Genomic DNA, 21548 nt, shown 5'->3' on the forward strand with positions numbered 1-21548 from the left:
ACCGGCCGCGGAACAAACAAGGAACATTCTTGACTACTCTCGCCTTGGTTGCAACAACTAAATGATCCCGAACCGCTTCCGCCGCTCCGCCGTCTCTGCAAGCTCCTTCAACTCCGCCCGCGCCAGCTTGCCGTTGGCAACCACGCCCGCGAGATGATCGCGCACCTTGCCGACGATGTTGATGGCGAGGAAGAGCTTCTCGCGGCCGACGGCATCGTCCACCGTGGTGGCGCGCCAGGCTGCGATATAGCTCTTCTCTAGTGTCGCGAACGCCTCGTTCAGAATCTCATCGTCGAGCAATGCTTCGGCCCGCACTGCCCTTGCCGCCGCCCGCTCCAGGGCGCTCTCGTCAGACATGGCTCCCCTCCCCATTGCTCGGGCGCGCCTTCATCTCGTGACGCGCCGCGGATGCCGCGAGCTCGAGCGCGGCTTCGTTCACATCCATCCGATGCTGCTCCTGCGCATGCTGAAGCTTCTGCTCGTGACCGAGTGCCTTCAAATGCGCGTCGAGCACCGCGATCTTCGCGTCAAGACCCGCCCTGATCCTCGCAATCTCGATTTCAGCCTGCATCTTCACCTGCTGGTGGATCGTATCGGCCTGCGCCTTCTCGCGCTCGATCTGCGCCTTGTGCGCGGCGGCGAGCTGATCGGCCTGGAGCCGCGCCTGGAGCGCAAGCAGTTTCGGATCTGGCGGCGGCTGCGGCGGTGCCGGCGGCGGATGCAGGAGCTGACCGGTCTGCGGATTGACGGCCGTGGGATCGTTGAAGAACTGGTCGGGATTCCTGTGTCCCATGATCCGCGTCAGCTCTGCCGCCGTGTTGTAGAGCTGCTGGTCGCCGACGAGGTTGATCTTGCCGCCGGCAAGCAGTTCCTTCTGCACGTTGGCGATCGCCATGGTCTGGGCGAATTGCTGCGCCTTGCCGCCGGAACCGAGGCCGACATTGATGGTCATGTCGTCGCGGGTCTTCCAGTTGCGCGGATTGACATCGACCCAGGCGTTGCGCAAGCGCACCGTCTCCTGGCGATGACCGTGCTTGTGAAGCGTCCCGTGCAGCAGCGCAAAAATGTCGCGCACGCCTTCGGCCATGATGCGCGCGATCAGCTTGATGCGCATCTGCGAGGCCGAGAACACCTGCGCGACCGCGGTCGCCGACTGGTTCTGCAACGCGTTGGCATCGATGCCCTGCGTCTGCTTGCCGAGACCGGTGCGGATCTCGAGCTCGGCGTCGATATATTGCAGCATCGGATAGATCGACGTGGTGATATCAGGCACCACCTGCCAGTTCAGCCCGCCCGCCGTCTTGGTACGCACGACGCCGCCGGGCCGCGACACCAGGAGATCGTCCAGCGTATTCGGCCCGGCATTCTGCTCGGCGACCTCGACGCGCGGATTGTTGTGCAGATAGAGATTGTCGAGCGCGCCACGCTTGAGGGCCGTCTTCTCGCGCTGTAGCGGCATCACGAGATCGGCGATCGAGCGGCCGAAGAAGCGATGGGTCACCGGCACCGGCGTGGTCGCGGCAAACGGCATCTCGTCGAACGGCGTGATGCAGTCCTTGCCGTCCTTGCGCAGGATCTCGGCCTGGTCGCCGCCGGTGATCACCTGGTAGAGGCAGGGACGGCCCGAGCCTTCAAAATCCATTCGAACATAGTGCTCGGTGATGCGCACCAGCCGCGCCGCCGAATTGGCGCTGCCGCCGCCGGCGGTCGCGGACAGATGCTCCTCCACGGTGTCGCGCGCCAGCGTCTCGATCTCGGTCGTTCCGGTATGCGGCCGCAACGCCCTGACCTGGCCGGCATCAAAACCTTCCGCGATCAACTGCGCCTCGGTCTTGGTGACGACCTCGTGGAAGCAATAATTGCAATCGCGGATGCTGCGCGCACCGCGTTCGATACCGAATTCTTCCGGCGGCACACCCATCACCCGCGCCTGCGCAAGCTTGCGCGTGGTGACGATGGTGACGTCGTGCGTGACGGGAGACCCCATCGGCGCGGGTGGCGCCGGGGCTAGCAAGGGAACGGGCATGTTGATTGAACTTTCAGTTCGGTATGCGGGCGCCCGACGCGGGGCGGAAAATCGCGCTAGTAGGCGTTGTTGCGCATATAGTCCTGGATCATTCCGAGCAATCCGCCGACTGATCCGCCAGTCGCGCTCATCGCATCGCTGCGAGCATCAAATCCTCGCATTGACGATGCCATGGCAGAGTTGGGCTCATTTGCGAACACACCGATTGGCCCGCTGGCCTGCGACGGTTGCGGTTCGCCAGGCGGTCCGCCCCAGTCGCCAAATCGATCGTTAAACGCTGCGGAAGGATATGCCGCCGGCGCGCTTCCTGATACAGGGGCAGCGCCGGTGCTTGATGCATTCACGCGCGTGAGACGTCGAATATCTCCCCGAGGAACGGGACCTGCTTCCGCATTCCTTCCACCCTCTGGTTCGGGATAGCCATACTCCCACACGTTTCGCGGGCTCGGCAGACCTGCTCCGTCAACGGAATCTCTGATCAGCCCCTTGATCCATGGTTGCGAGTAGTCCTGTGAGAAATCGAGTGGGCCAAATCCATAGGTGACGCCCACGCCGGGCGTGCCAAAGCCGACGCCGGTTTCGCTGCCTACCGTCGCCACGTTCGCGCCAATCCACCCTCTCCCGATGCTTCCCGCTGCCGATGGTCCGGTCAGCAGAGCGCCCAGATCATTGGTATATCCTGCCGACGCACCGAACCGAGGCGTACCGTAATAGAGCTGCGGATAAAGCCTGCCGGAATTGTCCATATAGGCTCCAAAGCCCACTCCTCCCAACGGGGTCGGAAATCCAACCGTGAACCCGCCATAAGTCCCCTTGTCGCTCATTGGTTCTGCTCATCATCCTGGGCCTGGGCCCGCTTGCAATTCTGCTCGTAAATTCTCGAACACCTGATTGCGTCAAATACGCTGTAGACAAAGGCCGCCGATAACAACACGCCGAAGACCATCGCGTCTGCCCGACCAGATGAGAGGCAGGCCAATGCGCCGGCGAGCACCGTAAGGCTGGATCCTTTGACAAATCGGACATACTCCGCCTGCACAGGAAGCGGAGTCGGATGCCGCAACGCCCACACCGAAAATGCATAACGCGCATTCTCGTAGTCCTGAAACTGAGGTGGAAGATACTCGCGTACGGCGTTGGACACGTGCAGGCCCGTGGCGGTTGTCCAGATGAGGCCGATACCCGCCAAAACCGTGAAGAGCGCTACCATGATGTCCTCTTGTGGGCCATTGATGTCCTCTCCGTAAACCAAGCTTCACAAGACAAACGTAAGTGCCCCGCTCTTTGCCGACAAGCCAGCTTGGTTGGCCTGCCGCCAGGGAGTGGGACGGCTCTGCGCACCGTGGATGCCGCCGTCACGTTGAATCGCCGGGAAGCGAGTACTTGATATTCTGGGCGGGCAAGTACTGCTCCAGGTTAGCCAGGCCAGATTATTGGCGTTCATCCGACGGAAACAACGGAATTGACATCGTTCCGACGAACGGTGGCTCGACCGAGCCTGCTTTTCATGACCGGCCTGATCAATACGAGCTTTGGGAATATGTCGGCTGGGAAGCCGACGATCGTCTATCGCTCAAAGTGACCTGGCGCCCCAAGGCCGAGTCCGAACTCGTCGACTGGCCCGCGGAAGCCGTTCGCGTCAACGGACAATGGCAATTGCGTCGGTGGCCTCCGGGTTCGCCGCGACCTTGAACATCTCGCAAAAAATCCCCCTCGTTCATTTTAGCCAGCCAGCGGGATTGTCGGCCCAAACCGATGCGATCCCCACGTTCATCTTGCAAATGCTACCTGGCATGATCGCTCGGCGCTCGACTTGATGGTCGCTGGTATCGTGACCATTATCCTGCTCTGCTCCCGGTCCTTGCGTTGTTAGGCGTCACGCGAGTGTCCGCAGTCCTGCCAGTCTAGTAGCCGTTGCTGCGCATGTAGTCCTGGATCACGCCCAGCAGTCCGCCGGCAGGTACCCGATCGGGGCTGGACGGATCGCCTCCAGCGACTGAGGCCTTTGGATTCGCCAGACCGATCGCGACACCTTGCACAGCTGAAGGAGCACTCCTCCCGCGCAGAGACGATGCCCATTCGTTCAATCCGCGGCTGGGGTCAGGCGCAAGCAATGCCTCGAGCGGAAAACGCGCAGGTGCGAGCGACGGCGTACCGCCGCTGATCTCCGATGCCGTCCCACGCTGCATCAGCTTCGAGGGATCGACATCCATCCGCGCAAATTGCTCGTTGCGCACGCCGAAACTATTGCCGTCGCCGGTCCGACCAAGGCCGCCACTTCCGCCCGAGTTCGCCGGTCCGAACACACCGCTAACTCCGCGCCAATTGCCGAAGCGATCGGAAAGGCCCCAGGGTGCGGACCCCGGAGCCGGAAGCGAATTGTCGAGCGCCTGTTGCGCCCGCGTCGCTCCGTCAACGAAGGGGACGGGCGCGGTGCTCGGTGCTCCGGTAATGCGACGGGCCGCATCCGGCGACAATACGTTGGGCGAAGCGGGACGCCGCATGTCCCTGGCTGCTCCATCAGGGAAACCAGCACCAGTAGCATCCAGATATCGCTGATGCTCTTCGAGGTATTGCTCCCAGACACTATGCGGGTTCAACACGTTCCCCGCAGAATCTCCGATCTCGTAATGGACGTGATGATCTTTTGTTCCGCTGTTGCCCATCGTGCCGATCTTTTCGCCGGCAAAGACCTTCTGCCCCGCAGTTACAAACTGATCTTTTGTATGAAGTATGTCATGGACGATTCCGTTTGCGTCCTCGATGGAAATGCGTTTGCTCTTTCCATACCCGGCCTTCCTCACAGTTCCGGACACCGGCGAGTGCACATCCGGGTGCCTGAGATTGATCCCCGATTGCCCGCCGAAGTAATTCATGTCGACCCCGGTGTGGGGTATTGATGATGGACTATGTCTGCCTTGCGCCTCTCCGGCTCCAAAATCTCCGGATGGCACGGTGGTGTGAACTCCCACGCCGTTGATCGGCGGGAGCATCAGATCCTGAACGTCTTTGAACCGCATTCACAATATCCTCGCAAAACCGACCCGCAATCTGATTCAAGTTGACCGATCGGAAATGAAATAGAGAAACCAGCATCCGTTCATGCGCTTAAAAAGATAGAGGACATTGACTCCGGTGTCCGGGACCCACGCGCGGACGACCACTTGAGCGGCGTCGCTTACGATCTCTTCCGGAAAAACGTTTTCGTCATTGGCCGCCTTGGAATTCTTGATCGTGATGATTTCCGTCTTGATTCCATGCTTTCGCATATACAATGGCGTTGGAAGCACCGTCCGGTTCTTCGAATCATAGTTCGGTATCTTTTCGAACGAATACATCATGCTGGTCTTATAAACTTCGTCCGCCCCCCAAACCCCGAACTTGAACGGTAAGCGCGTGTACCGCCGCTGCAAATCGGGGCTCGCAGAGAAGATAGGCAAGAATTTCGTGAAATCGGCAGCAGGACACGTCTCGCTCGCCGCAACGGCCTTGACGCCTGATACTGAGGGCTGGGCTACAGCGTGGTCAAACGAGAAGAGCAGCCCTGTGAGCAGACCTGCTGCCCACCAAACAAGGCCGAAACGCCACTTCCGTTGGTGCCAGATGGAGATAATCTCATGGGCCGTCTCCATCAGGCTGCTTAGAACCGTGACCGAACCATCGTCGTTTGTGTAAACTCGCGTAAGTCCATTCTGAACTACGGATACTGCCCTTTCCATTCGAAACCTCTAAAGAGTTCACTGCTGCGACGTGACCGAGCTTGCCTTCCATTACAGACCTGATCAATACGAGCTTTGGGAATATGTCGGCTGGGACGGCGACGATCGTCTATCGCTCAAAGTGACCTGGCGCCCCAAGGCCGAGTCCGAACTCGCCGACTGGCCCGCGGAAGCCGTTCGCGTCAACGGACAATGGCAATTGCGTCGGTGGCCTCCCGGATCACCGCGGCCTTGAACAGCGTGTAAGAGCTCCACTCGTACATTTTGTGCCAGTCGGCGGAATTGTCGGCCCAGCCAAATCCAGAAAGCACGTCGCCGCTTACTCCTGCCGCAGGAGCGGCTTGATCCAGCGCGCGAACCATTCCTCGGCTTCGTTTTGGCCGCCGCCACGGTTCTCAAATCCAAATCCCCAGATCGGCGGCGAAATGGAATGGCTCGGCTCTCGCGCGAACATTCCATCGGCCTCACTGGCCGGCGCATTTCCCGGCGCGAGAGCGTTGCCCGAATTCGAAGCATTCATGCGCGTGAGGCGCCGCACCTCGTCCGCAGGCGCGGCGCCCGCAGAACCAGGAGAAAAGCGCAACGACTGCGGAGGGGCACGCAACGAACCCGGATCGAACATCAATTGAGGAACGCTCGGCAGCCCGTAGCCGCGCGAGGGAGGTGCAGCGTCCCCCGGAGTTGCCGGATGGCCACCTTGTCCCAACGCGTTCCAGCGATCCTCGAATAAGAGGGGCGCCCTACCCGCGCCCGGAGCAACGCTAGCTCTCCAATCACCGCAACCATTGCCGCTGCCGGTCGAACCGATCCCTCCGAGCTCGGCGGGGGCTGGCACGACCGGAGACGCAATTGGTCCACCGAATGAAGGCGGCAGTGGTGGGGCGGCAGTTGGCCCTGAACGCGCGGGAGCACGCGAACGCACAGCAGGCTCCAATGGAGCTTGACCATCTGGCCCGCCAAGCGACGTAGGGCCCGCTGCACGAGGGACGGCCTTGCCCGGCAAGCCTCGCGGCGGTGCGACCGCGGCGGGACCGCTTGGCGCTCCGACAGGACCGAATGGCCACCTCGCTGAATCGAGAGGGTTCGGCTGATCGACATCTTCAGGACGCGCACTTGCATTCGGCGCATCTCCAGAGCGGGGCGCACCGATGTTGAACTGACGCTGGATATCCTGAATGTCCCTGGGGTCCAGCAACATGCTCCCTGCGCCTGGCATCACCGAAGCGCCGCCAGGCATCGGCGGCTCGGACCGCCCCATGGCAGCAATCAACGTGCTGTTAACTGAATTGCTGTTTTGCCCGAGCCCCATCCATGGATAATGGAGGCTCCGCGCGTTTATCTTGTCGAGGGCAGCCCTGCCGGCATTCCATATCTTCGTGATCTCGGCCTGATCGCCGGAGGCCAACTCGGCCTGAGCATAATCGGGCCGGTAAAAATGCTGGTCGACATACCCTCTCAATTCATCCGACGGCAAATGTCCGATCGGCTTGGGACGTCCGTCGGCGCCCGTTGCGAGGCCGTGCAATTCTTCGACGACTTTGCCATTGGGATCAATCAGCACAAGGAAATTGTGGCCGGCAAGTCCGCCAATGAGAGGATGCTGCGCTTTGACAATGCGATATTGGCCTTCCGACATCATTCACCTGCTCATTCGTCGGGAACGTAGCGCTTGTAAGCTTGCACGACGGCGTCATGCGGCTTCAGATAAGAGAGTCGCACGTCGACGTGATAAACTGCTCGTGCTCCGTAGGCGGGACTATCTCGCCGGACATATCGCTGGTCGCTTCGAACCCAGTATTCGCCCGAATAGCTGCACTCCTTGCTGGGCGCCGGGGCGCACCGCAAACCGAGGGCTTGCGCATCTTCCCGAGAGATGCCCTTGGCAGACGTCTGCTTGATGACGAACTCTTTCGTCAATTCCCGCAGGTGATCGGCGCCATAGTAAGTGTTGCGGCCGATGAATTCTGCCAGCTCGCCTTCGCCCAAGCCCTCCGTATTGAGGTCGATGCGAGGCCACGGCCCGGACCAGAAACATCCTGATGTCATGAGGGCGAGTGCAAGCAACAGGGCGCTCACGATCGGACGCATCGGCATTTGGTCGACCCTCCCGGCGAAGATAGCTCTCGTCCGCCATTTCTCTACTGCTCACCCGGCATGCCGTACTCATCGCTCTGCGCGTCTCGCTTGAAAAGAAGCTAGGGGCGATGGCTTCGAAACATTCCTACGAGTACCTATACAATGATGCTATCTATGATAGATTTAGAACATAATAGGAACATTGTCAACAAGGCTCTGCTCTTTCGCATCGCCTGGATGAAATCAGGGATCCCTGTGAAAGCTCCCGACGTGAACACCCAAAGACGTCGTCTGCGATGTGTCTCGCGGATCGGTCATGTCATGTACCGTGTGTGCGACGATCTTCATGGCGCCGTTCGATTCCGCGACATCCTGTGCCAGTAGCGCGAATTGATCGTCGGTGAGATCGTAGTAGGTCTCGCGGCTCTCTTCCTCCCGCTCCTCCCACCAGACCTTGACGATGCCGGCCTTCGACAGCAGCGCGTCCTTGATGAAGGAATAGAGCACCATGAAGCCGCCGTTCTGCTGCATGAAGACGTGATTGACGTAGTCCGTCTCCTGCTGCGCGGCCGCGACGTCCTCCGGACCGACCGGTTCGAAGCGCACGACCTCGTCGGAGCCCGCAAAGATATCCATCAGCGACGGCATCAGGCCCTCGACGGTGTCGGCGACATCGGTCGACACCGCGCGCGAGCGGCCGTCCTGCGCCGGCATGTCCTTGCGCATGTCGCCGAGATAATAGTCCATCGCATCGGCCCGCTCCTCGGCAAGCCGTGCCGCCGACATTGCGGCGAGCGCGTTGGCCTTCTCGGAGGCGAGCATGGACTTCACTTCGGAGATTGACATCTTTGCCATGCATGATCTTTCGGCTAGCAATGTTGGTATGTTGGTTCTACGATTTTCGGCGGCACACCGGTTGCCATGCCTGCCAAAGAAGTCGCCGGATCCGCACCTCGCCTCTCGTCAGCGCCCTGTCGGAGGCATCCGGGTCAAACGACGGATATCCGCGGGCCGAACGGAGCCCTCGCCGCCGGCTCATCATCGGCTTCGCCGCGAGCGGGTTCGGTCCCAACCTAAGACGCCGCCCAGTTTCCAAAACGGCCGGCAAAGGATGGGCCACTACCGGACGCTCGATCAGGTTGGCTGCCATCCGCGGACGTCGATCGGGCATCAGGCTCGGGGTAGCCATACTCAAAGACATTCCTGCGGCTCGCAATGTCAGCCCGGGCCGCGGAATCGCGAACCAGTTCATCCTTCGCGTCGAGAGCGTTTGACGGCGGATTGTAGTATCGCGCCCAATAGGCGGGATCTGAATTGTAGAGCTGCCAGGCGTCGTAGTAATCGGGTATCCGAAAATCCCTTCTGATGCGGTCGACGTAAACCTCCCGTGGGTTTGTCTCCCTGATGAAGGGAAGTCCCGCAGCAGTCGTGCCAGCTCTCGCCAAAAATTCCACATGGGTCATCTCCGAAATTGGACCCGAGGCGCGGCGCAGACCTCGCCTCTGTCGGTAGACAGGGTCCTTGGTAAGCACGCACCTTCAAGCGCAGGAATCAGAGTCAGAACAGATCGGTGCTAAAGACGATCGCGAGAAATATAACGATCATGACGATGACCCCGATGAAACCAGCAACGTCTCGCGCGATCATAACGCGACCGTCCTCGTCACGGCGATAGCCAAGCCAGTTGAAGCGTTCTGGAGATGCGTTCAGTGGATGGACATAGACTTGACCGAACGACAGTGCCGGCATGACAATTCGTGCGATCGAACGTCCGATGAATTCAAAGAAGAGCCAGTACAGCAAGTATTCCATTTGCCGATCTTTCCAGCCGTACTCAGAAAAATATGCCGTGAAATATGGCGACGATCGCGAGCAGCACCAAGAGGCAGATCCCGAATCCGATCCAGCCGGCGGCCCCTTGTCGCAATTCGATCCGCCCATTCGCATCGCGCCGATACCACGGCCACCGCAATGGCTGCGGAGTTGCACTGAACGGTTCGACGTAGATCCAACCGAGTGAAAGGAATGGCAAGGCGGCTCGCGCGACCGAATATCCAATCAGGTCGACCAGTATTCCAAACGCTGACATTGCAAAACTCACGCAGCGGCAGAGATTACACTTCATAGAACATAACGCGAACGATTGTCAACCACAGGTTTTATGGCGAGCAGCCTGGCACTCACACCCAGCCCTGCTCAGCGTAGCGGATCGGCCGGTTGAACGCAGTCGCCTTCCCCGGCTGCTCGTAGCAGATCGCCATCAGCCCCAGCGCATCCGCGGCATGGCTCGACCAGTCGTGCTCGGGGCCGAGCCCGATGTTGCGCGTCTCGTCCTTGCGCTCGTGATAAAAGCCGAGCGCCTCGCGGCCGGGCTCGGTCGTATCTGCATTGAACCAGAGCTGCGATCCGAGCCGCCGCAGCGCCTCGATCCGCATCGTGGCCGCGCCCGGTCCCTGGTTCTTCACCGGCGGCTCCACCGTAAAGCCGGCGTCGCGCAAATGATCCTCATAGCGCTTGCCGGTGATGTTGTTGGCGGCGATGCCGTCATGCGGCAGATAGAGCACGGCACTTTCGTAGCCGCGCGATCGCAGCCAGTTGACGTGAAACGCCAGCACCTGGCCGACACTTTCGTAATAATCCAGAATACGAATTTCGCTGCCGATCCACTGCACGACCCAGATCGCGAAGGCATCTGCCGCGGCACCCGCCCCGCCAATGTCGATGAAGGCGCGCAGCGGCAGGAGCGGATCCGCGGCAACCTTTCCGATCCGTCCCTGCGCACGCGCTTCCGACAATAGCGAAGCGAAATAGGCGCCCTCGAAGGCGCGCGCATAGTCGCCCTCCCAGATGTGGTCGTATCGCTCCGGATAGAGCTTTTGGTCGAGCAAGCGCTCCTCCTCGAGCACCTCGGGAAACCAGGGATTGTCACGCCAATTGGCTTTCACCACTTCGGCCCCATCCGGCCGGCGCCCGCGCAGAAAATCGTCGATCGCATCGCTCTTGCGGCGCGGATTCCAACTGGCCCACAGCTCGGAATCCTTGGCACGGATCGTCGGCCGCAGCAGGGCGAGGCTGCGTGCGCTGAGAGATTGTGCCTCGTCGATCCAGGCGATGCGAAATCCCTCCAATGATTTGATCGAGTCGGCCGTATGATCCTGAAGCCCGCGGAAGATGATCAGTCCGTCTCCGGGCGTCTCGATCTTGTCACTGAAGAGCCTGAAGCCGTGGCCGAGCCCGAGACTTGCGATCTTGCCCTCGATCAGCCGCTTCGAGGATTGCGCCAACGTCCGCTGCGCCTCGCGGATGCAGACCGCGAGTGTGCCGCGTTCGGCCTGGCAGGTCTCAACCAGGAGCTCGCCGAAGAAGTGAGACTTGCCCGAGCCGCGCCCTCCGTAAACACCCTTGTAACGCGCCGGCTTCAGCAGCGGTTCGAAAATCTTGGCGGTTGGAATTTTCAGGATGGACAATGGATCTGCTCGCTCACCCTACGGCAGGCCGATACGCCTTCGCCACATCGCGGACCAGTCTTCGTTGTTTGGTGTGTCGGGTCGTCCCTGCCGGGTTTGGCTCAGATCAGGAGACGGGCGACCGCACCGCCGGATTGCTCTTGTTCAGACGAGCCTCTCGTCCGCCGACATAGTCGAAATCGATACCTCGATGCGGATTGGATGGACCAACCGGCCTGTTCGTCCTGTCTCCATACCCACTCTTAACATGAGGTGCCACGCGCCCGACGGGCTACGAAATGCGCCGCATCATGTCTTCCCAGGACATATCCAACTTTCCATTTCAAGAGACGCAAGCCAACACGTCGTGCCCGTACGCTGCGGTCCGCAGCCTCGGCCGGCCTTGCTCAACTCAGGATAATTTCTTAATCATCTCACCCGCAGGGGTGCAGACGCGGAATTCGATCTGATGAGGCACGGGAGATTTGCGTGAGGAAGTCGCCAGCCCTCAGAATTCTGAATTATGCGATGCTGGTGCTCACACAAGCTACGTTCACGCCCGGCGCCCTCGCACAGGACCAGCCTGCACCAGCATTCGGCAAATGGCGTCCCAAAGCCGGCGTCTATGCCGAGCCCGGCAAGAATTTCCACTCGTCCTGTGACGATAGCGGCGGCCTTACGATTGATCTCGGCGAAAAGTCGGACAGCGCGCAGCGCATGTATAGCGACTCCAAGAAGGAGAGCTGATCTGAACTCCGGCGATTTTCACGGCCCGCCGGTTCAGGCGTCGCGCCCGGCAGCACCATCGCCCGGGCTTCCCGGATACACGATGATGCGCTCGATCCGATGAACTAGCTCCAGCACACCGTCCTCGCCGTTCTCGACCGGCTGTGCCGCCTTGCCCCAGCCGCGATCGAGAATGGCGTTGGCCGCCGAGACGCGCGCCGCCGGCGTCGCATCCTCGCTGCGCATGATACCGACCAGCACCTTGAGCGCGGTCCTGGTATGGCTGCGCGCAAGCGAGCGGATCTCGGTCAGGGTGCGCGCACTGGACGTCTTCCTTCGCGCAGGGACCCGGACCGGCTCGCTCACAAGCGCAATTTCCATTTCCTCGCTCACGCCAACATCTCCCACAGCACGATTGCGACGAGGCCCGCGAGCGCGAGCGATATCAGGTAAGCGGTCATGGTCTCTCCACGAAAGAAAATGCGCGGCAGATCGCGTGACGAAGCGCGATCGTTTCGGGCGCGAACCCTATCTCCGTAAAAACCGGAGACCGCAGCGGCGCGAGCGAACAGCGCTCACGCCGCAAGGCCGGCACGTTCGCGCGTGCACGGCCAGCAAGAGGTACGGACGGCGGCACGCCGATCGGCGCTCCCTCGACGCGTGTCAGGTGAGTGCGTGGCCGCGTTGCGTGGGCCGCCGTCCGATTGGAATTGGAAACGAAAAAACCCGCGGCGGATATCTCCGCGCGGGCGTTACGAACTTTTCGATGATGCCACTATGCCAGTGTTTTGCCCGACGGGTCAACCGATATTTCGATTTCGGCGAAATCAGGCCTCGTTGAGACCGGCGCCGCGATCGACCACGGCCGCTTCGCCCTTCGCGGTCAGCTTGAATGTATCGCCGTCCTTTTCGACGTATCCGTCAGTGATCAGCCGCATCAGCTCCTGATGCTTGTCATCACTGAAAGCCATCGACTGGCCGATGTCGCAGAGCACGGCAACCTGAACGTCTGTCAGCATGGGAGCCTCCAGATCATACAAGAGCCGAGCTGGCAGACAGTTCCTGGCGATACCGGGTGTGCGGACGATCACGCCAGTACGGCGCGGACTGATTTAGGGTTCGGGACACGGTACCGGGACATCACCCCATGAAGACCATTGCGACCTTGCTCTTGCTCCTGACCACCCCGGCCCTCGCGGAAGGCTCCATGCCGGATTTTTCCGGTGCCTGGAAACGCGATTGCGAGAAGAGCTACGGCCTCCAGATCTCGCATACCAAGGACAACCAGTTCTCGATCACGTTCTGCTTTCCCGCCGGCTGCAACGACCACGCCTGGATTGCCGGAACGGCGATCGCCGGCGATCCGAAATTCAAGGTCGTCTCGGAGTCCAAGATCGGCGTGCGACGCGTGGACCGTCCCGATGCCTGGCTGACGTATCACCGCTGCTCGCGCGATCCCGCGTCGTGGAAGGGAACGAGTTCTGTCGATCGCCTCGGCGAAGCCAATTCCGACCCGAGCCCCAAATGAAAAAGCCCGCCGCGGATTGTTCCGCGCGGGCTGAACCAAACTCTTTCGATGATGTTACTCTGCCAGTGTTTTGCCCGACGTGTCAACGAACGAACCTGATCGGCACGCGTTAGCCGATCAGGAGGACCACCCATGACACCAAAGACATCGCGAAATATCCCGGGGCCCAAGCCGCGGATCGACAAGGAGCGCGACACGCAAGAGGCGATCAGCGAGGACGCCGGCGAGACCGAAGATAGCGGCCGCGATCTCTTGCACGGCGATGGCGGAACCATCGACCTGCCCACGAAGCCCGGCGATATGTCGAAGGACGATTAGGCGGATCGGCAAGGACCGGCACATCTCGACGATGCCATTCGGCCGGTGTTTTGCCCGACGAGTCAAACTCCGGTCGAGCGTGAGAGAAGACGCCCCTCCTCCCAACTCAATATGTGGTGCGCAACGGGCTTGCTTCAAGTCCCCGCCCTTCGCGTAGAACCCCCGACCCAAACCACAAGTCGAGGGGTCACACATGCCAATCCTGATTCCGACATCCCGCGCACACGGCCGAGCCGGCGCGAACAAGGCCGATCACGCCGTCATCATCGCCGGCGGCGGCCCGACCGGGCTGATGCTGGCCGCGGAGCTTGCGCTGGCGCAGATCGACGTCGCCATCATCGAGCGGCGCGCGAACCAGGACCTCGTCGAGCCGCGCGCCGGCGGGCTGCATGCCCGTACGCTCGAGGTCCTCGATCAGCGCGGTGTCGTGGACCGCTTCCTGCGCGAAGGCCAGAAGACCCAGCTCGCCGGCTTCGCCTGGACCCGTCTCGACATCAGCGACCTTCCGACGCGGCACAATTACGGCCTCGCGCTGTGGCAGAGCCACATCGAACGCATCCTCGCCGATTGGGTCGATGATCTCGGGGTGACAGCCCATCGCACCACCGAGGTCACCGGCTTCACGCAGGACGGGACCGGCGTCGACGTCACGCTCTCCAGCGGCAAGACGTTGCGCGCAAACTATCTGGTCGGCTGCGACGGCGGCCGCAGCGTGGTGCGCAAGACGGCGGGCATCGACTTCTCCGGCTCCGATCCCACGCTCAGCAACCTCATGGCCGAGGTCGAGATGCGCGAGGAGCCCGCATGGGGCCTGCGTCACGACGCGCTCGGCTTTCACGGACTCAGCAAGGCAGAAAGCGGCCGCGTGCGGGTGCTCATGACGGAGCGATATCTCGATCGCACCGGCGAGCCCGATCTGCGCGATCTCGGCGACGCGCTCATCGATGTGTACGGCACCGACTTCGGCGTTCACAGCCCGGCCTTCATCTCCCGCTTCACCGACGCCGCCCGGCAGGCCGTGTCCTATCGCAGGGGACGCGTGCTGCTGGCCGGCGATGCCGCGCACATCCATCATTCCGTCGGCGGCCAGGGCCTCAACACCGGCATGCAGGATGCCGTCAATCTCGGCTGGAAGCTGGCGCAAATCGTCAAGGGCATCGCGCCCGAAAGCCTGCTCGACAGCTACCATGCCGAGCGCCACCCCGTCGCCGCGCGCGTGCTGCACAACACCATGGCGCAGATCGCCCTGCTCCGCCGCAACGAGCCCGGCCTCGACGCCGCGCGGAAAATCGTCGCCGGGCTGCTTGCGATGGACGCACCGCGACAGCGCTTTGGCGCGATGATGAGCGGGCTCGACATCCGCTACGATCTCGGCGAAGGCCGACCTCGATTTGATGATCGAGGACCGGCCGCAGAGTTTGTTCACGCTGCTGCATGGCGCGCGAGGCGTGCTGCTCAGTTTCGGCGAGGCGCAGAGTTTCGACGTCGCGCCCTGGACAGATCGCATCAAGCTCGTCGACGCCGGTTACGACGGCCCGTGGGAGCTTCCGGCGATCGGACCGGTCGCCGCTCCCATGGCGGTGCTGGTGCGACCCGACGGGCACGTGGCTTGGGTCGGAGATGAGAGCCGGCACGGACTAGCGGATGCGTTGACGATTTGGTTCGGACCGGCTGCGCCGGTGTAGCGCACGAAGACGACCGATCTTGATTGGTATGAAGCCAGCAGGCGCCGCCTACGGTCGGAGGAGTGGTCCTATCCATCGCGAAAACCACTCCTCGGCACTGTTGCGCGGATTGCCCGGATCATCCGTCCCGAAGATTGGCGGAGGAACGCCATAGCCCGGCTCATCCGCAAACGTGCCGATTGGCCGGCCCGTTTGCGGCGGCTGGCCGTAGGCGGTTGGCGTGGTCCAGTGGCCAAATCGATCATTGAATTCGGTGGATGGCAGATATGGGACCGGTGCACTCCCCGATGCGAAGACACTCCCCGCGTTCGCAGCGTTGACGCGAGTGAGACGGCGCACCTCCTCGGGCGGGGCCGCTCCAGCGGCGGGAGCCGTCGGCACTTGTACGTCCTGAGCAGACATAGTTCCGGCCGGCGTGTCGATCCAGTTTCCAAAGCGATCTGCAAAGGTGCCGGCGTCTGCGAAGGCTTGATCGAACGGTTTGCCTGCGGCTTCGAATGTAGCAGGCCGAGATCCGGCCGGGCGATCGTTGCCACGGCCATTCGGATGAAATAGAGGAGCATTCGGAGACGGCTCCGTGGCGGATGGGCCACCCTTTATGTTGCCCGTTGGCTCTGCACGAGCTGCCGTTGCGCCCGCCCATCCCAACCCGAGTATTGGAGCCAACGCCGGCAAGAGCGGCCACAATGCCGGTGCTGCCGTTGCCGCTCCGAATAATGCCATGCCACGCAGAACCGCTGGAACGTCAGACGGATCATGGGGCAAGTTGTGCGGATCCGGCCCCATCAACGGCGATCCATCCGAGCGCTTGAGTAGATCGCCTGTCTCGCTATTGAATTGCAGGACTAGCGGCGGCGGCGGCATCGCTGTGCTGGGAGGCAATTGACCAAGTCGCCGTTCATTCGGATCTGGCGCAGGAAATGCGGGCAGCGCGCCCGTGAAACGCGGATCACTCTGCCTGAACCCTTCTGGTTCGTTCTGGCCTGGGTAAGGAGGCGAGTTGTAACCCTGCAGCGGAGGAAAGTCGTTGGGGTTGACTGGTGTTGAGCCAGGTATCTGAAAAGTGCCTGAAGAGGGATCAACGGCTGCGGCTTTGGGACGCCACGGCGTCCCGTCCAAGTCCCGATTACCTGACGTCACGTTGACGCCGGGATTTTGGTCCATCACTTCAGCTAACAGTTTCTGCCTCTCCGGGTTGTCCAGGTAGAGCAACCATTTGATCAAATGGTCCATGCCGGCATCGCGCCCTCTTTGCTCGAGGTCTTTGATCGACGCGAGTTGATCGGGGTGCAGGCCAAGATAGGCTTTGTGATCCGCAAGAACCCTTGCGTTGCCGAGATCCACCTCCTCTCGCGTTTTTCCGATCGGCATGTTTGTATAGAGATCGCCGTTGACGAATCCGACGCGCATTGCATCGATCAAAGTTCTTATTTCCACAGCTCTATCGGCTGAGTCCGGAATCGCTGCGATGCGGTTGAGCGCCCTGCAGACGCCTTCAACATACGAGAGGACGTGTCTGCTTGGATGGGGCGACACATTCATTCTCGACGCAAGCTCGATATCGCCCGGCAAGTAGATTCGATTTGCAGGAGAATCAATGTCGAATGCTTCCTTGTCCATATCGCGAAACGCTTGATGGCCGCGAAAACGTTCAAGAATAATGTGATGGCCATAGAAAATCGACATGCACACCCTCACGAGATGGGTCTCATTAGGAAACGGGGGACGAGTTCTGATCTGAAGGACGCATTGAGGCGATGAGCGCGACCGCTCGCGCAAGCGCCGAGCGCGAACTCAAACCGGATCGCAATGCTTCCGAGATGCCCGGGCTTGCAAACGAAGCCGTCGCCCGGATTGTCTGTGGCTTGCGCGAATCAAGAGAGGTGAGCCATTCGCTGGCTGAAACGTCGCTTTGCGCTTATGATCTGGAATGTTCGCAGAGATATCGAGATCATAGCCGCTACCGAAATAGCAGCTGTTGGGCTAACGAAGCCCGACGGTGCGCAGATCGCGAGCTATCGTAAGCGGAAACCGCGAGCCACATCGATCGGCCGCGGCATTGATCTGAAGTTTGCGTCTTGCGAGAACGATTGATGGTGCGATCGTCGCACTCTTACCCGATGCGGGACGCTCGACTTATCGAGGCATCGGGTCCGAGCATGAGTACGGCTAGCGCTTCGCAACGTCGCGAAACCGTATTCTCCTAAGTCCTGCCGACCTGCAGGCATCCTTCATTTCTTGGTCGCATATGACCTCGGCCTCACTATGAGCCATGCGGAAGATATGCGCTTTGCCAATCTCGGCCTCCGTGAAGACCAGTTTGGAGCCCATGGTCAAGTAGACCTTCTTTCCAAAGTTGAGGGAGCGCGTATCGTCCTCAATTCGGATAATCAAGCTCGATTGCAGTTCATCCAGCGCATCGAGCACGCGAACAACATCGCAGAGCCAATAGTCCGACCCGCGGTAGATACCATTAGGCACTCGCACATGGCATGGCACAAAAACAAAGGCCTCCGGGTCAAGCCGTTCAAATACAGCCTTTGTTCGATCTGAAATGAGCCACCAGTTGTAATATAACTCGAGGTCATACGGCAAACTGCCTAGCGATTTATCAAAAACGAAGGGTGCAGGCGCGGTAGAAGCCGGCAGACGAAATACCTCGTAGGGAGGAAGGATGCTTTCGTCCTCCAGACGATAGCCCGGCCTGCCCCCCAGACTGTAGTCGGGACCCATTCCGTAATAGCGGCGCTTTCGCGCCCTGGGTCGGCTCTCGACAGGACCTGTCTTTTCGTCACCCATGACTGCGCCTATTGAATTTCTTGGCCCTGACGATGCCGTGCAGAGAAGCGGTATCAACCACCCAACAAAAAAGCCCGCAGCATCTCCGCGGGCTTTGGCCAAATTCATCTCGATGATACCATTCTGCCAGTGTTTTGCCCGACGTGTCAAACCATCGATTCCGAGCGTGACGCGCGCAACTCTCTTCGTGTCGGCGCAGTTCATCACGCAGAACCATCGCTGCAGAAAAACACGGGCAGACCACCGAACCGATCGGAGTTCTTGTGACGAACCGAAAAGCGCTCGCGCGCGTCGCCACCGAACGTATCTCCGTCTTTGACCACGGCTCCGTGCTCGACCAGATAGACGGAAAGACCGTCCACCTTCTTGAGCAATGTTCCAAGGGGCAGCTTGTGGGTCTCGAACTGGATTTCACGTTCGGCGAACGCCGACAGTCCCATCGTCACTGCACCGATGCCCGTTTCTGATCGGAACGGGAGGATGTCGATCCATAGCGAGGAGGGATAATCCGGGAACGACGCGAACGATCGGCTGGACAGGTCCCGCCAAAGATCGGCGGATCGCGCGACCTTACCGTTCCACACAACGGCGCAGCATTGCGGCATGGTCGCAATAAGTGCGCCGATGACAGCGGTCGTCAAACGCGCCCTGGGCAGCGGTCGCTGATTTTGCCCAAGCACCGAAATGATCAAATGCCCTCGGTGCCGCGCCGCGACCGCTTCGGCCTGGGGCCATATCGTGGAAGCCCGCGACCACAGCCCCGGATCCGCCGGAGCAGGTGCAGGCATCGCCATCACCGCAATGAGTTCGTCGCCACAGCGGATGAGTGGCGAACCCTGGCGAGCGCTCCCCGCGCTGCCTCCCTCGATCTCCATTGGCAGCTCGGGATGCCGTGCGCGAATGGCTTCCGAAAGCGCAACCATGTCCGGAGTTGCGGGAGTCTCCAGCAAGACCAGGGCAAGAAACGATTTACTCATCGGTCGCCTCTCGGAAATTGCGAGGCGCGCCCAGACGAAAGCTCTGTCACGGCTCGCTCACAGGTTGCTTGACCAAAATAGAACAAATCAGGAACATTGTCAACCGGTGGTTGCTTTGCGGACCGCTCTTTTGATGTCCCGTGTGTGTTGCGCGCCCCCGCAGGGACTCGTCCCATGTCGTCAATCCATCCCGACGACCTCACTAGCGAGCCACCCGTCGCCTGTTCGCGCTTCACCTCGCCGACATGCACGCGAGCTCTCCTCCGCTCCCGCACGCGCGCTGCGACACCATTTCCGCGCGCACGAGTCCCTTTCGCAGGAACGGCACCTCTGCTGTCCCGTTGGCTCCTCATCACCAACCAAGGAGGAGACCCCATGAAGACCATCATCGCCGCCACCGCTGCCCTCGCCCTGATGTCCGGCGCAGCCTTTGCCCAGAGCGGCACCGGCCCCGCGCCGCAGTCCAACACCATGGAGAAGCCCGGCATGTCGAAGGACATGAACAAGGGCTCCATGAGCAAGGACGGCACCACCGGCATGAACTCCGGCAGCTCCACCGGCGGCGCCAGCGCGCCGGCCACGCCGAGCGGCGGCAGCTCGAATGCGGGCGGCCAAGGCAAAGCCGGCGTAGCCGGCGGGAAGTAACAAGGCCGGCGTTGCCGGCGGAAAGTAACAAGCCCGGCGTCGCCGGCGGAAGGTAGATTTCGAACACGGAGCGGCCTTCGACGAAGGCCGCTCCATCGCTCCGCGACGTGCGGGGGGAGACAGATGAGCAAACGGCTCAAAGCACTCATCCTGCTTCATCGACCGAGCTGATAATTCCTGGCCCGCCCAACATATGATAGTGCCCCCTCTTCGTCGCGGGCCTACAGTTAACCATCACCGCAAGGTCCCTGGCATTCATCGGTGATGAGAACGCCGGTTGCGCTCCCGCCCCACCCAACGAGGGAGCAGCGCCATGCTGAAGCGGCGACGCATCAAACAGACCCGAACCCTTCACGAACGTCTCGCAGACGAGGCCGCAAAACTTCGCGAGCAGGCGCGCAAGCTTGCGCCGGGACGCCAGCGCGAGATGCTGCTGCGCCGGGCGCGGCAGGACGAGACGGCGATGCAGATCGACACCTGGCTGCATTCGCCCGGCTTGAGGAGCCCGACCTGATGCAGCAATATCGCGCCTATCTGGTCGGCGACAACGGCGTGTTTCAATCCGCCGAGGCGTTCGAGGCGTCCTCAGACGCATCCGCGGTTACGGTCGCGGAGCGGTTCACGCGCCGCGGCAACGTCGAGGTGTGGCAGCTCGGGCGGAAGATCGGGTTGCTGAAAAAGGACGAGCCACCCCCACCGAGAGTGCTCAATCGTCAGTGATCGCCGAGGTGCGCTCCAGTTGATTTCCCGGCCGAGTTGCGATTGAGTTGTGCCGGCCGGGGGGGATCAGAATGCGGGTTTTGGCGATTTGGACGATTTGCGCCGTCCTGGGCGGCTGCGCGGCATCAGCGCCGGAAGTCAAAGCGCGGCTCGGCCAGGAGTATGTCGGCAAGAACGTCGATACGCTGGTGGTGCAATGGGGGCCGCCGACGACCACGTTCAGGATGAACAGCGGCCAGACGTCCTATGTCTGGCAGTTGGCGTCGGAGACGACCGTGAGTATGGACCGGAGCGGCTCCGGTTTGGCGAAGAACTATGCCTGCAAGGTGAACGTCATCGCGTCGCCGACAGGCGTTATCCAGCAGCTCGATACCGAAGACTACAACGCCGGCCAGGGCATCTGGAGCATGACCGGCGCCTTGGGCAGCATGTGCGGCGAGCGGCTCAGGATGAAGCCGCAGGGATAACCTCGGCCGCTGCTTCTCGGGACCACGCCGACCGGCATCATCTGAGCCGCAGGTGCGCTTACGCCGCCTGCGACACCTGCGCCGGGCGCGGAATGCGCGCTTCCAGCACGGCGATCGAGGTGCGCAGATTGTCCCGGCGCGCGCGCAGGGTCAGGGCCAGCATGGAATAAGTGGGGCTGCCGGGATCGTCATTGCGGGCATTGCGCTCCTCCTCGGCAATGTCGCCCTCGAGCATCTGCAGCCGCCAGTTCAAATCGGCAATCAGGGCATGGAGCTGGAGGGACGCGGTCGCTTCGAAACGGGACGTTGACTGCATGGGATCGCCTCAATCTGGATCAGCCCGAAACGCCGGGCCGGGATTGAGTTGCTGTCCAGCAAGAGGGATGCCAACCGGATCGCGACACGGCGCGCGCAAA

The 21548-nt window shown here is 61.2% G+C and carries 26 protein-coding genes and 1 pseudogene; 8 read left to right on the forward strand and 19 right to left on the reverse strand.

Annotation, left to right across the window (positions count from 1 at the left end):
- Positions 1-57: 57 nt before the first annotated feature.
- The 13 genes from AB7532_RS25765 to AB7532_RS25825 all read right to left on the reverse strand — a co-directional run bounded on the left by AB7532_RS25765 (position 58) and on the right by AB7532_RS25825 (position 11288).
- On the reverse strand, positions 58-357 hold the full coding sequence (locus tag AB7532_RS25765) for a hypothetical protein (RefSeq protein ID WP_441237499.1): 300 nt from the start codon (positions 355-357) through the stop codon (positions 58-60).
- Positions 350-1987, reverse strand: coding sequence for a portal protein (locus AB7532_RS25770; protein WP_441237500.1), 1638 nt, complete (start codon positions 1985-1987; stop codon positions 350-352). The genes AB7532_RS25765 and AB7532_RS25770 overlap by 8 nt, the downstream gene beginning before the upstream one ends.
- Before the next feature lie 95 nt (positions 1988-2082).
- Positions 2083-2850, reverse strand: coding sequence for a hypothetical protein (locus tag AB7532_RS25775; protein WP_441237501.1), 768 nt, complete (start codon positions 2848-2850; stop codon positions 2083-2085).
- The gene (locus tag AB7532_RS25780; protein WP_441237502.1) at positions 2847-3236 is read right to left on the reverse strand and encodes a hypothetical protein; all 390 of its coding nucleotides are present in this window, start codon (positions 3234-3236) and stop codon (positions 2847-2849) included. Before AB7532_RS25780 ends, AB7532_RS25775 begins: the two co-directional genes overlap by 4 nt.
- A 694-nt stretch (positions 3237-3930) precedes the next feature.
- Entirely contained in the window at positions 3931-5046 is a 1116-nt protein-coding gene (locus AB7532_RS25785; RefSeq protein ID WP_441237503.1) for a M23 family metallopeptidase, read from the reverse strand.
- Positions 5047-5082: 36 nt separating this feature from the next.
- Positions 5083-5658: a hypothetical protein gene (locus AB7532_RS25790; protein WP_441237504.1), complete on the reverse strand. Its 576-nt coding sequence runs from the start codon at positions 5656-5658 to the stop codon at positions 5083-5085.
- Positions 5659-5927: 269 nt separating this feature from the next.
- Positions 5928-6056 carry a hypothetical protein gene (locus tag AB7532_RS25795; protein WP_441237505.1) on the reverse strand — a complete coding sequence of 43 codons (129 nt, stop codon included), beginning with the start codon at positions 6054-6056 and terminating at the stop codon, positions 5928-5930.
- An 8-nt stretch (positions 6057-6064) separates the two neighbouring features.
- Positions 6065-7384 (reverse strand): hypothetical protein, encoded by a 1320-nt coding sequence (locus AB7532_RS25800; RefSeq protein ID WP_441237506.1) that lies wholly within the window; start codon positions 7382-7384, stop codon positions 6065-6067.
- Between the two features lie 8 nt (positions 7385-7392).
- On the reverse strand, positions 7393-7839 hold the full coding sequence (locus AB7532_RS25805; protein ID WP_441237507.1) for a hypothetical protein: 447 nt from the start codon (positions 7837-7839) through the stop codon (positions 7393-7395).
- Positions 7840-8064: 225 nt separating this feature from the next.
- Positions 8065-8676, reverse strand: a complete 612-nt coding sequence (locus AB7532_RS25810; RefSeq protein WP_441237508.1) for a portal protein — start codon at positions 8674-8676, stop codon at positions 8065-8067.
- A 702-nt stretch (positions 8677-9378) separates the two neighbouring features.
- A complete protein-coding gene (locus AB7532_RS25815) occupies positions 9379-9633 on the reverse strand; it encodes a hypothetical protein (protein ID WP_441237509.1) in 255 nt (84 codons plus the stop codon).
- A 22-nt stretch (positions 9634-9655) separates the two neighbouring features.
- Positions 9656-9910, reverse strand: coding sequence for a hypothetical protein (locus tag AB7532_RS25820; protein ID WP_441237510.1), 255 nt, complete (start codon positions 9908-9910; stop codon positions 9656-9658).
- 91 nt (positions 9911-10001) lie between these two features.
- The gene (locus AB7532_RS25825; RefSeq protein ID WP_441237511.1) at positions 10002-11288 is read right to left on the reverse strand and encodes a PBSX family phage terminase large subunit; all 1287 of its coding nucleotides are present in this window, start codon (positions 11286-11288) and stop codon (positions 10002-10004) included.
- Between the two features lie 468 nt (positions 11289-11756).
- Here AB7532_RS25825 and AB7532_RS25830 point away from each other — a divergent pair, with 468 nt between their 5' ends.
- A complete protein-coding gene (locus AB7532_RS25830) occupies positions 11757-12014 on the forward strand; it encodes a hypothetical protein (protein ID WP_441237512.1) in 258 nt (85 codons plus the stop codon).
- Between the two features lie 33 nt (positions 12015-12047).
- On the opposite strand, the gene AB7532_RS25835 is transcribed toward AB7532_RS25830, so the two are convergent.
- A complete protein-coding gene (locus AB7532_RS25835; RefSeq protein WP_441237513.1) occupies positions 12048-12386 on the reverse strand; it encodes a hypothetical protein in 339 nt (112 codons plus the stop codon).
- A gap of 434 nt (positions 12387-12820) precedes the next feature.
- Positions 12821-13012: a hypothetical protein gene (locus AB7532_RS25840; protein WP_441237514.1), complete on the reverse strand. Its 192-nt coding sequence runs from the start codon at positions 13010-13012 to the stop codon at positions 12821-12823.
- A 128-nt stretch (positions 13013-13140) separates the two neighbouring features.
- Between AB7532_RS25840 and AB7532_RS25845 the strand changes: the two genes are divergently transcribed.
- From AB7532_RS25845 to AB7532_RS25855, 3 genes and pseudogenes are all read left to right on the forward strand, one after another.
- Entirely contained in the window at positions 13141-13521 is a 381-nt protein-coding gene (locus AB7532_RS25845; protein ID WP_441237515.1) for a hypothetical protein, read from the forward strand.
- 132 nt (positions 13522-13653) lie between these two features.
- Complete coding sequence (locus tag AB7532_RS25850) at positions 13654-13839, forward strand: hypothetical protein (RefSeq protein ID WP_441237516.1); 186 nt, start codon at positions 13654-13656, stop codon at positions 13837-13839.
- Positions 13840-14032: 193 nt separating this feature from the next.
- A pseudogene (locus AB7532_RS25855) lies at positions 14033-15524 on the forward strand (FAD-dependent monooxygenase).
- Positions 15525-15572: 48 nt separating this feature from the next.
- Here AB7532_RS25855 and AB7532_RS25860 read toward each other — a convergent pair.
- The 3 genes from AB7532_RS25860 to AB7532_RS25870 all read right to left on the reverse strand — a co-directional run bounded on the left by AB7532_RS25860 (position 15573) and on the right by AB7532_RS25870 (position 19300).
- The gene (locus AB7532_RS25860) at positions 15573-17210 is read right to left on the reverse strand and encodes a hypothetical protein (protein ID WP_441237517.1); all 1638 of its coding nucleotides are present in this window, start codon (positions 17208-17210) and stop codon (positions 15573-15575) included.
- A 483-nt stretch (positions 17211-17693) separates the two neighbouring features.
- Positions 17694-18527 (reverse strand): imm11 family protein, encoded by an 834-nt coding sequence (locus AB7532_RS25865; protein ID WP_441237518.1) that lies wholly within the window; start codon positions 18525-18527, stop codon positions 17694-17696.
- The gene (locus tag AB7532_RS25870; protein ID WP_441237519.1) at positions 18527-19300 is read right to left on the reverse strand and encodes a DUF4261 domain-containing protein; all 774 of its coding nucleotides are present in this window, start codon (positions 19298-19300) and stop codon (positions 18527-18529) included. Before AB7532_RS25870 ends, AB7532_RS25865 begins: the two co-directional genes overlap by 1 nt.
- A 375-nt stretch (positions 19301-19675) precedes the next feature.
- Between AB7532_RS25870 and AB7532_RS25875 the strand changes: the two genes are divergently transcribed.
- The 4 genes from AB7532_RS25875 (at position 19676) to AB7532_RS25890 (ending at position 21132) form a co-directional block, all read left to right on the forward strand.
- Positions 19676-19945: a hypothetical protein gene (locus AB7532_RS25875; RefSeq protein WP_441237520.1), complete on the forward strand. Its 270-nt coding sequence runs from the start codon at positions 19676-19678 to the stop codon at positions 19943-19945.
- Between the two features lie 313 nt (positions 19946-20258).
- Positions 20259-20459, forward strand: a complete 201-nt coding sequence (locus tag AB7532_RS25880; protein ID WP_441237521.1) for a hypothetical protein — start codon at positions 20259-20261, stop codon at positions 20457-20459.
- Complete coding sequence (locus AB7532_RS25885; protein ID WP_441237522.1) at positions 20459-20665, forward strand: hypothetical protein; 207 nt, start codon at positions 20459-20461, stop codon at positions 20663-20665. Before AB7532_RS25880 ends, AB7532_RS25885 begins: the two co-directional genes overlap by 1 nt.
- Before the next feature lie 71 nt (positions 20666-20736).
- On the forward strand, positions 20737-21132 hold the full coding sequence (locus tag AB7532_RS25890) for a hypothetical protein (protein ID WP_441237523.1): 396 nt from the start codon (positions 20737-20739) through the stop codon (positions 21130-21132).
- Between the two features lie 58 nt (positions 21133-21190).
- Here AB7532_RS25890 and AB7532_RS25895 read toward each other — a convergent pair whose 3' ends face one another.
- Complete coding sequence (locus tag AB7532_RS25895) at positions 21191-21448, reverse strand: hypothetical protein (protein ID WP_441237524.1); 258 nt, start codon at positions 21446-21448, stop codon at positions 21191-21193.
- Positions 21449-21548: the final 100 nt, after the last annotated feature.

The sequence above is a fragment of the Bradyrhizobium sp. 930_D9_N1_4 genome (genome assembly GCF_052076015.1).
Taxonomy (GTDB): domain Bacteria; phylum Pseudomonadota; class Alphaproteobacteria; order Rhizobiales; family Xanthobacteraceae; genus Bradyrhizobium.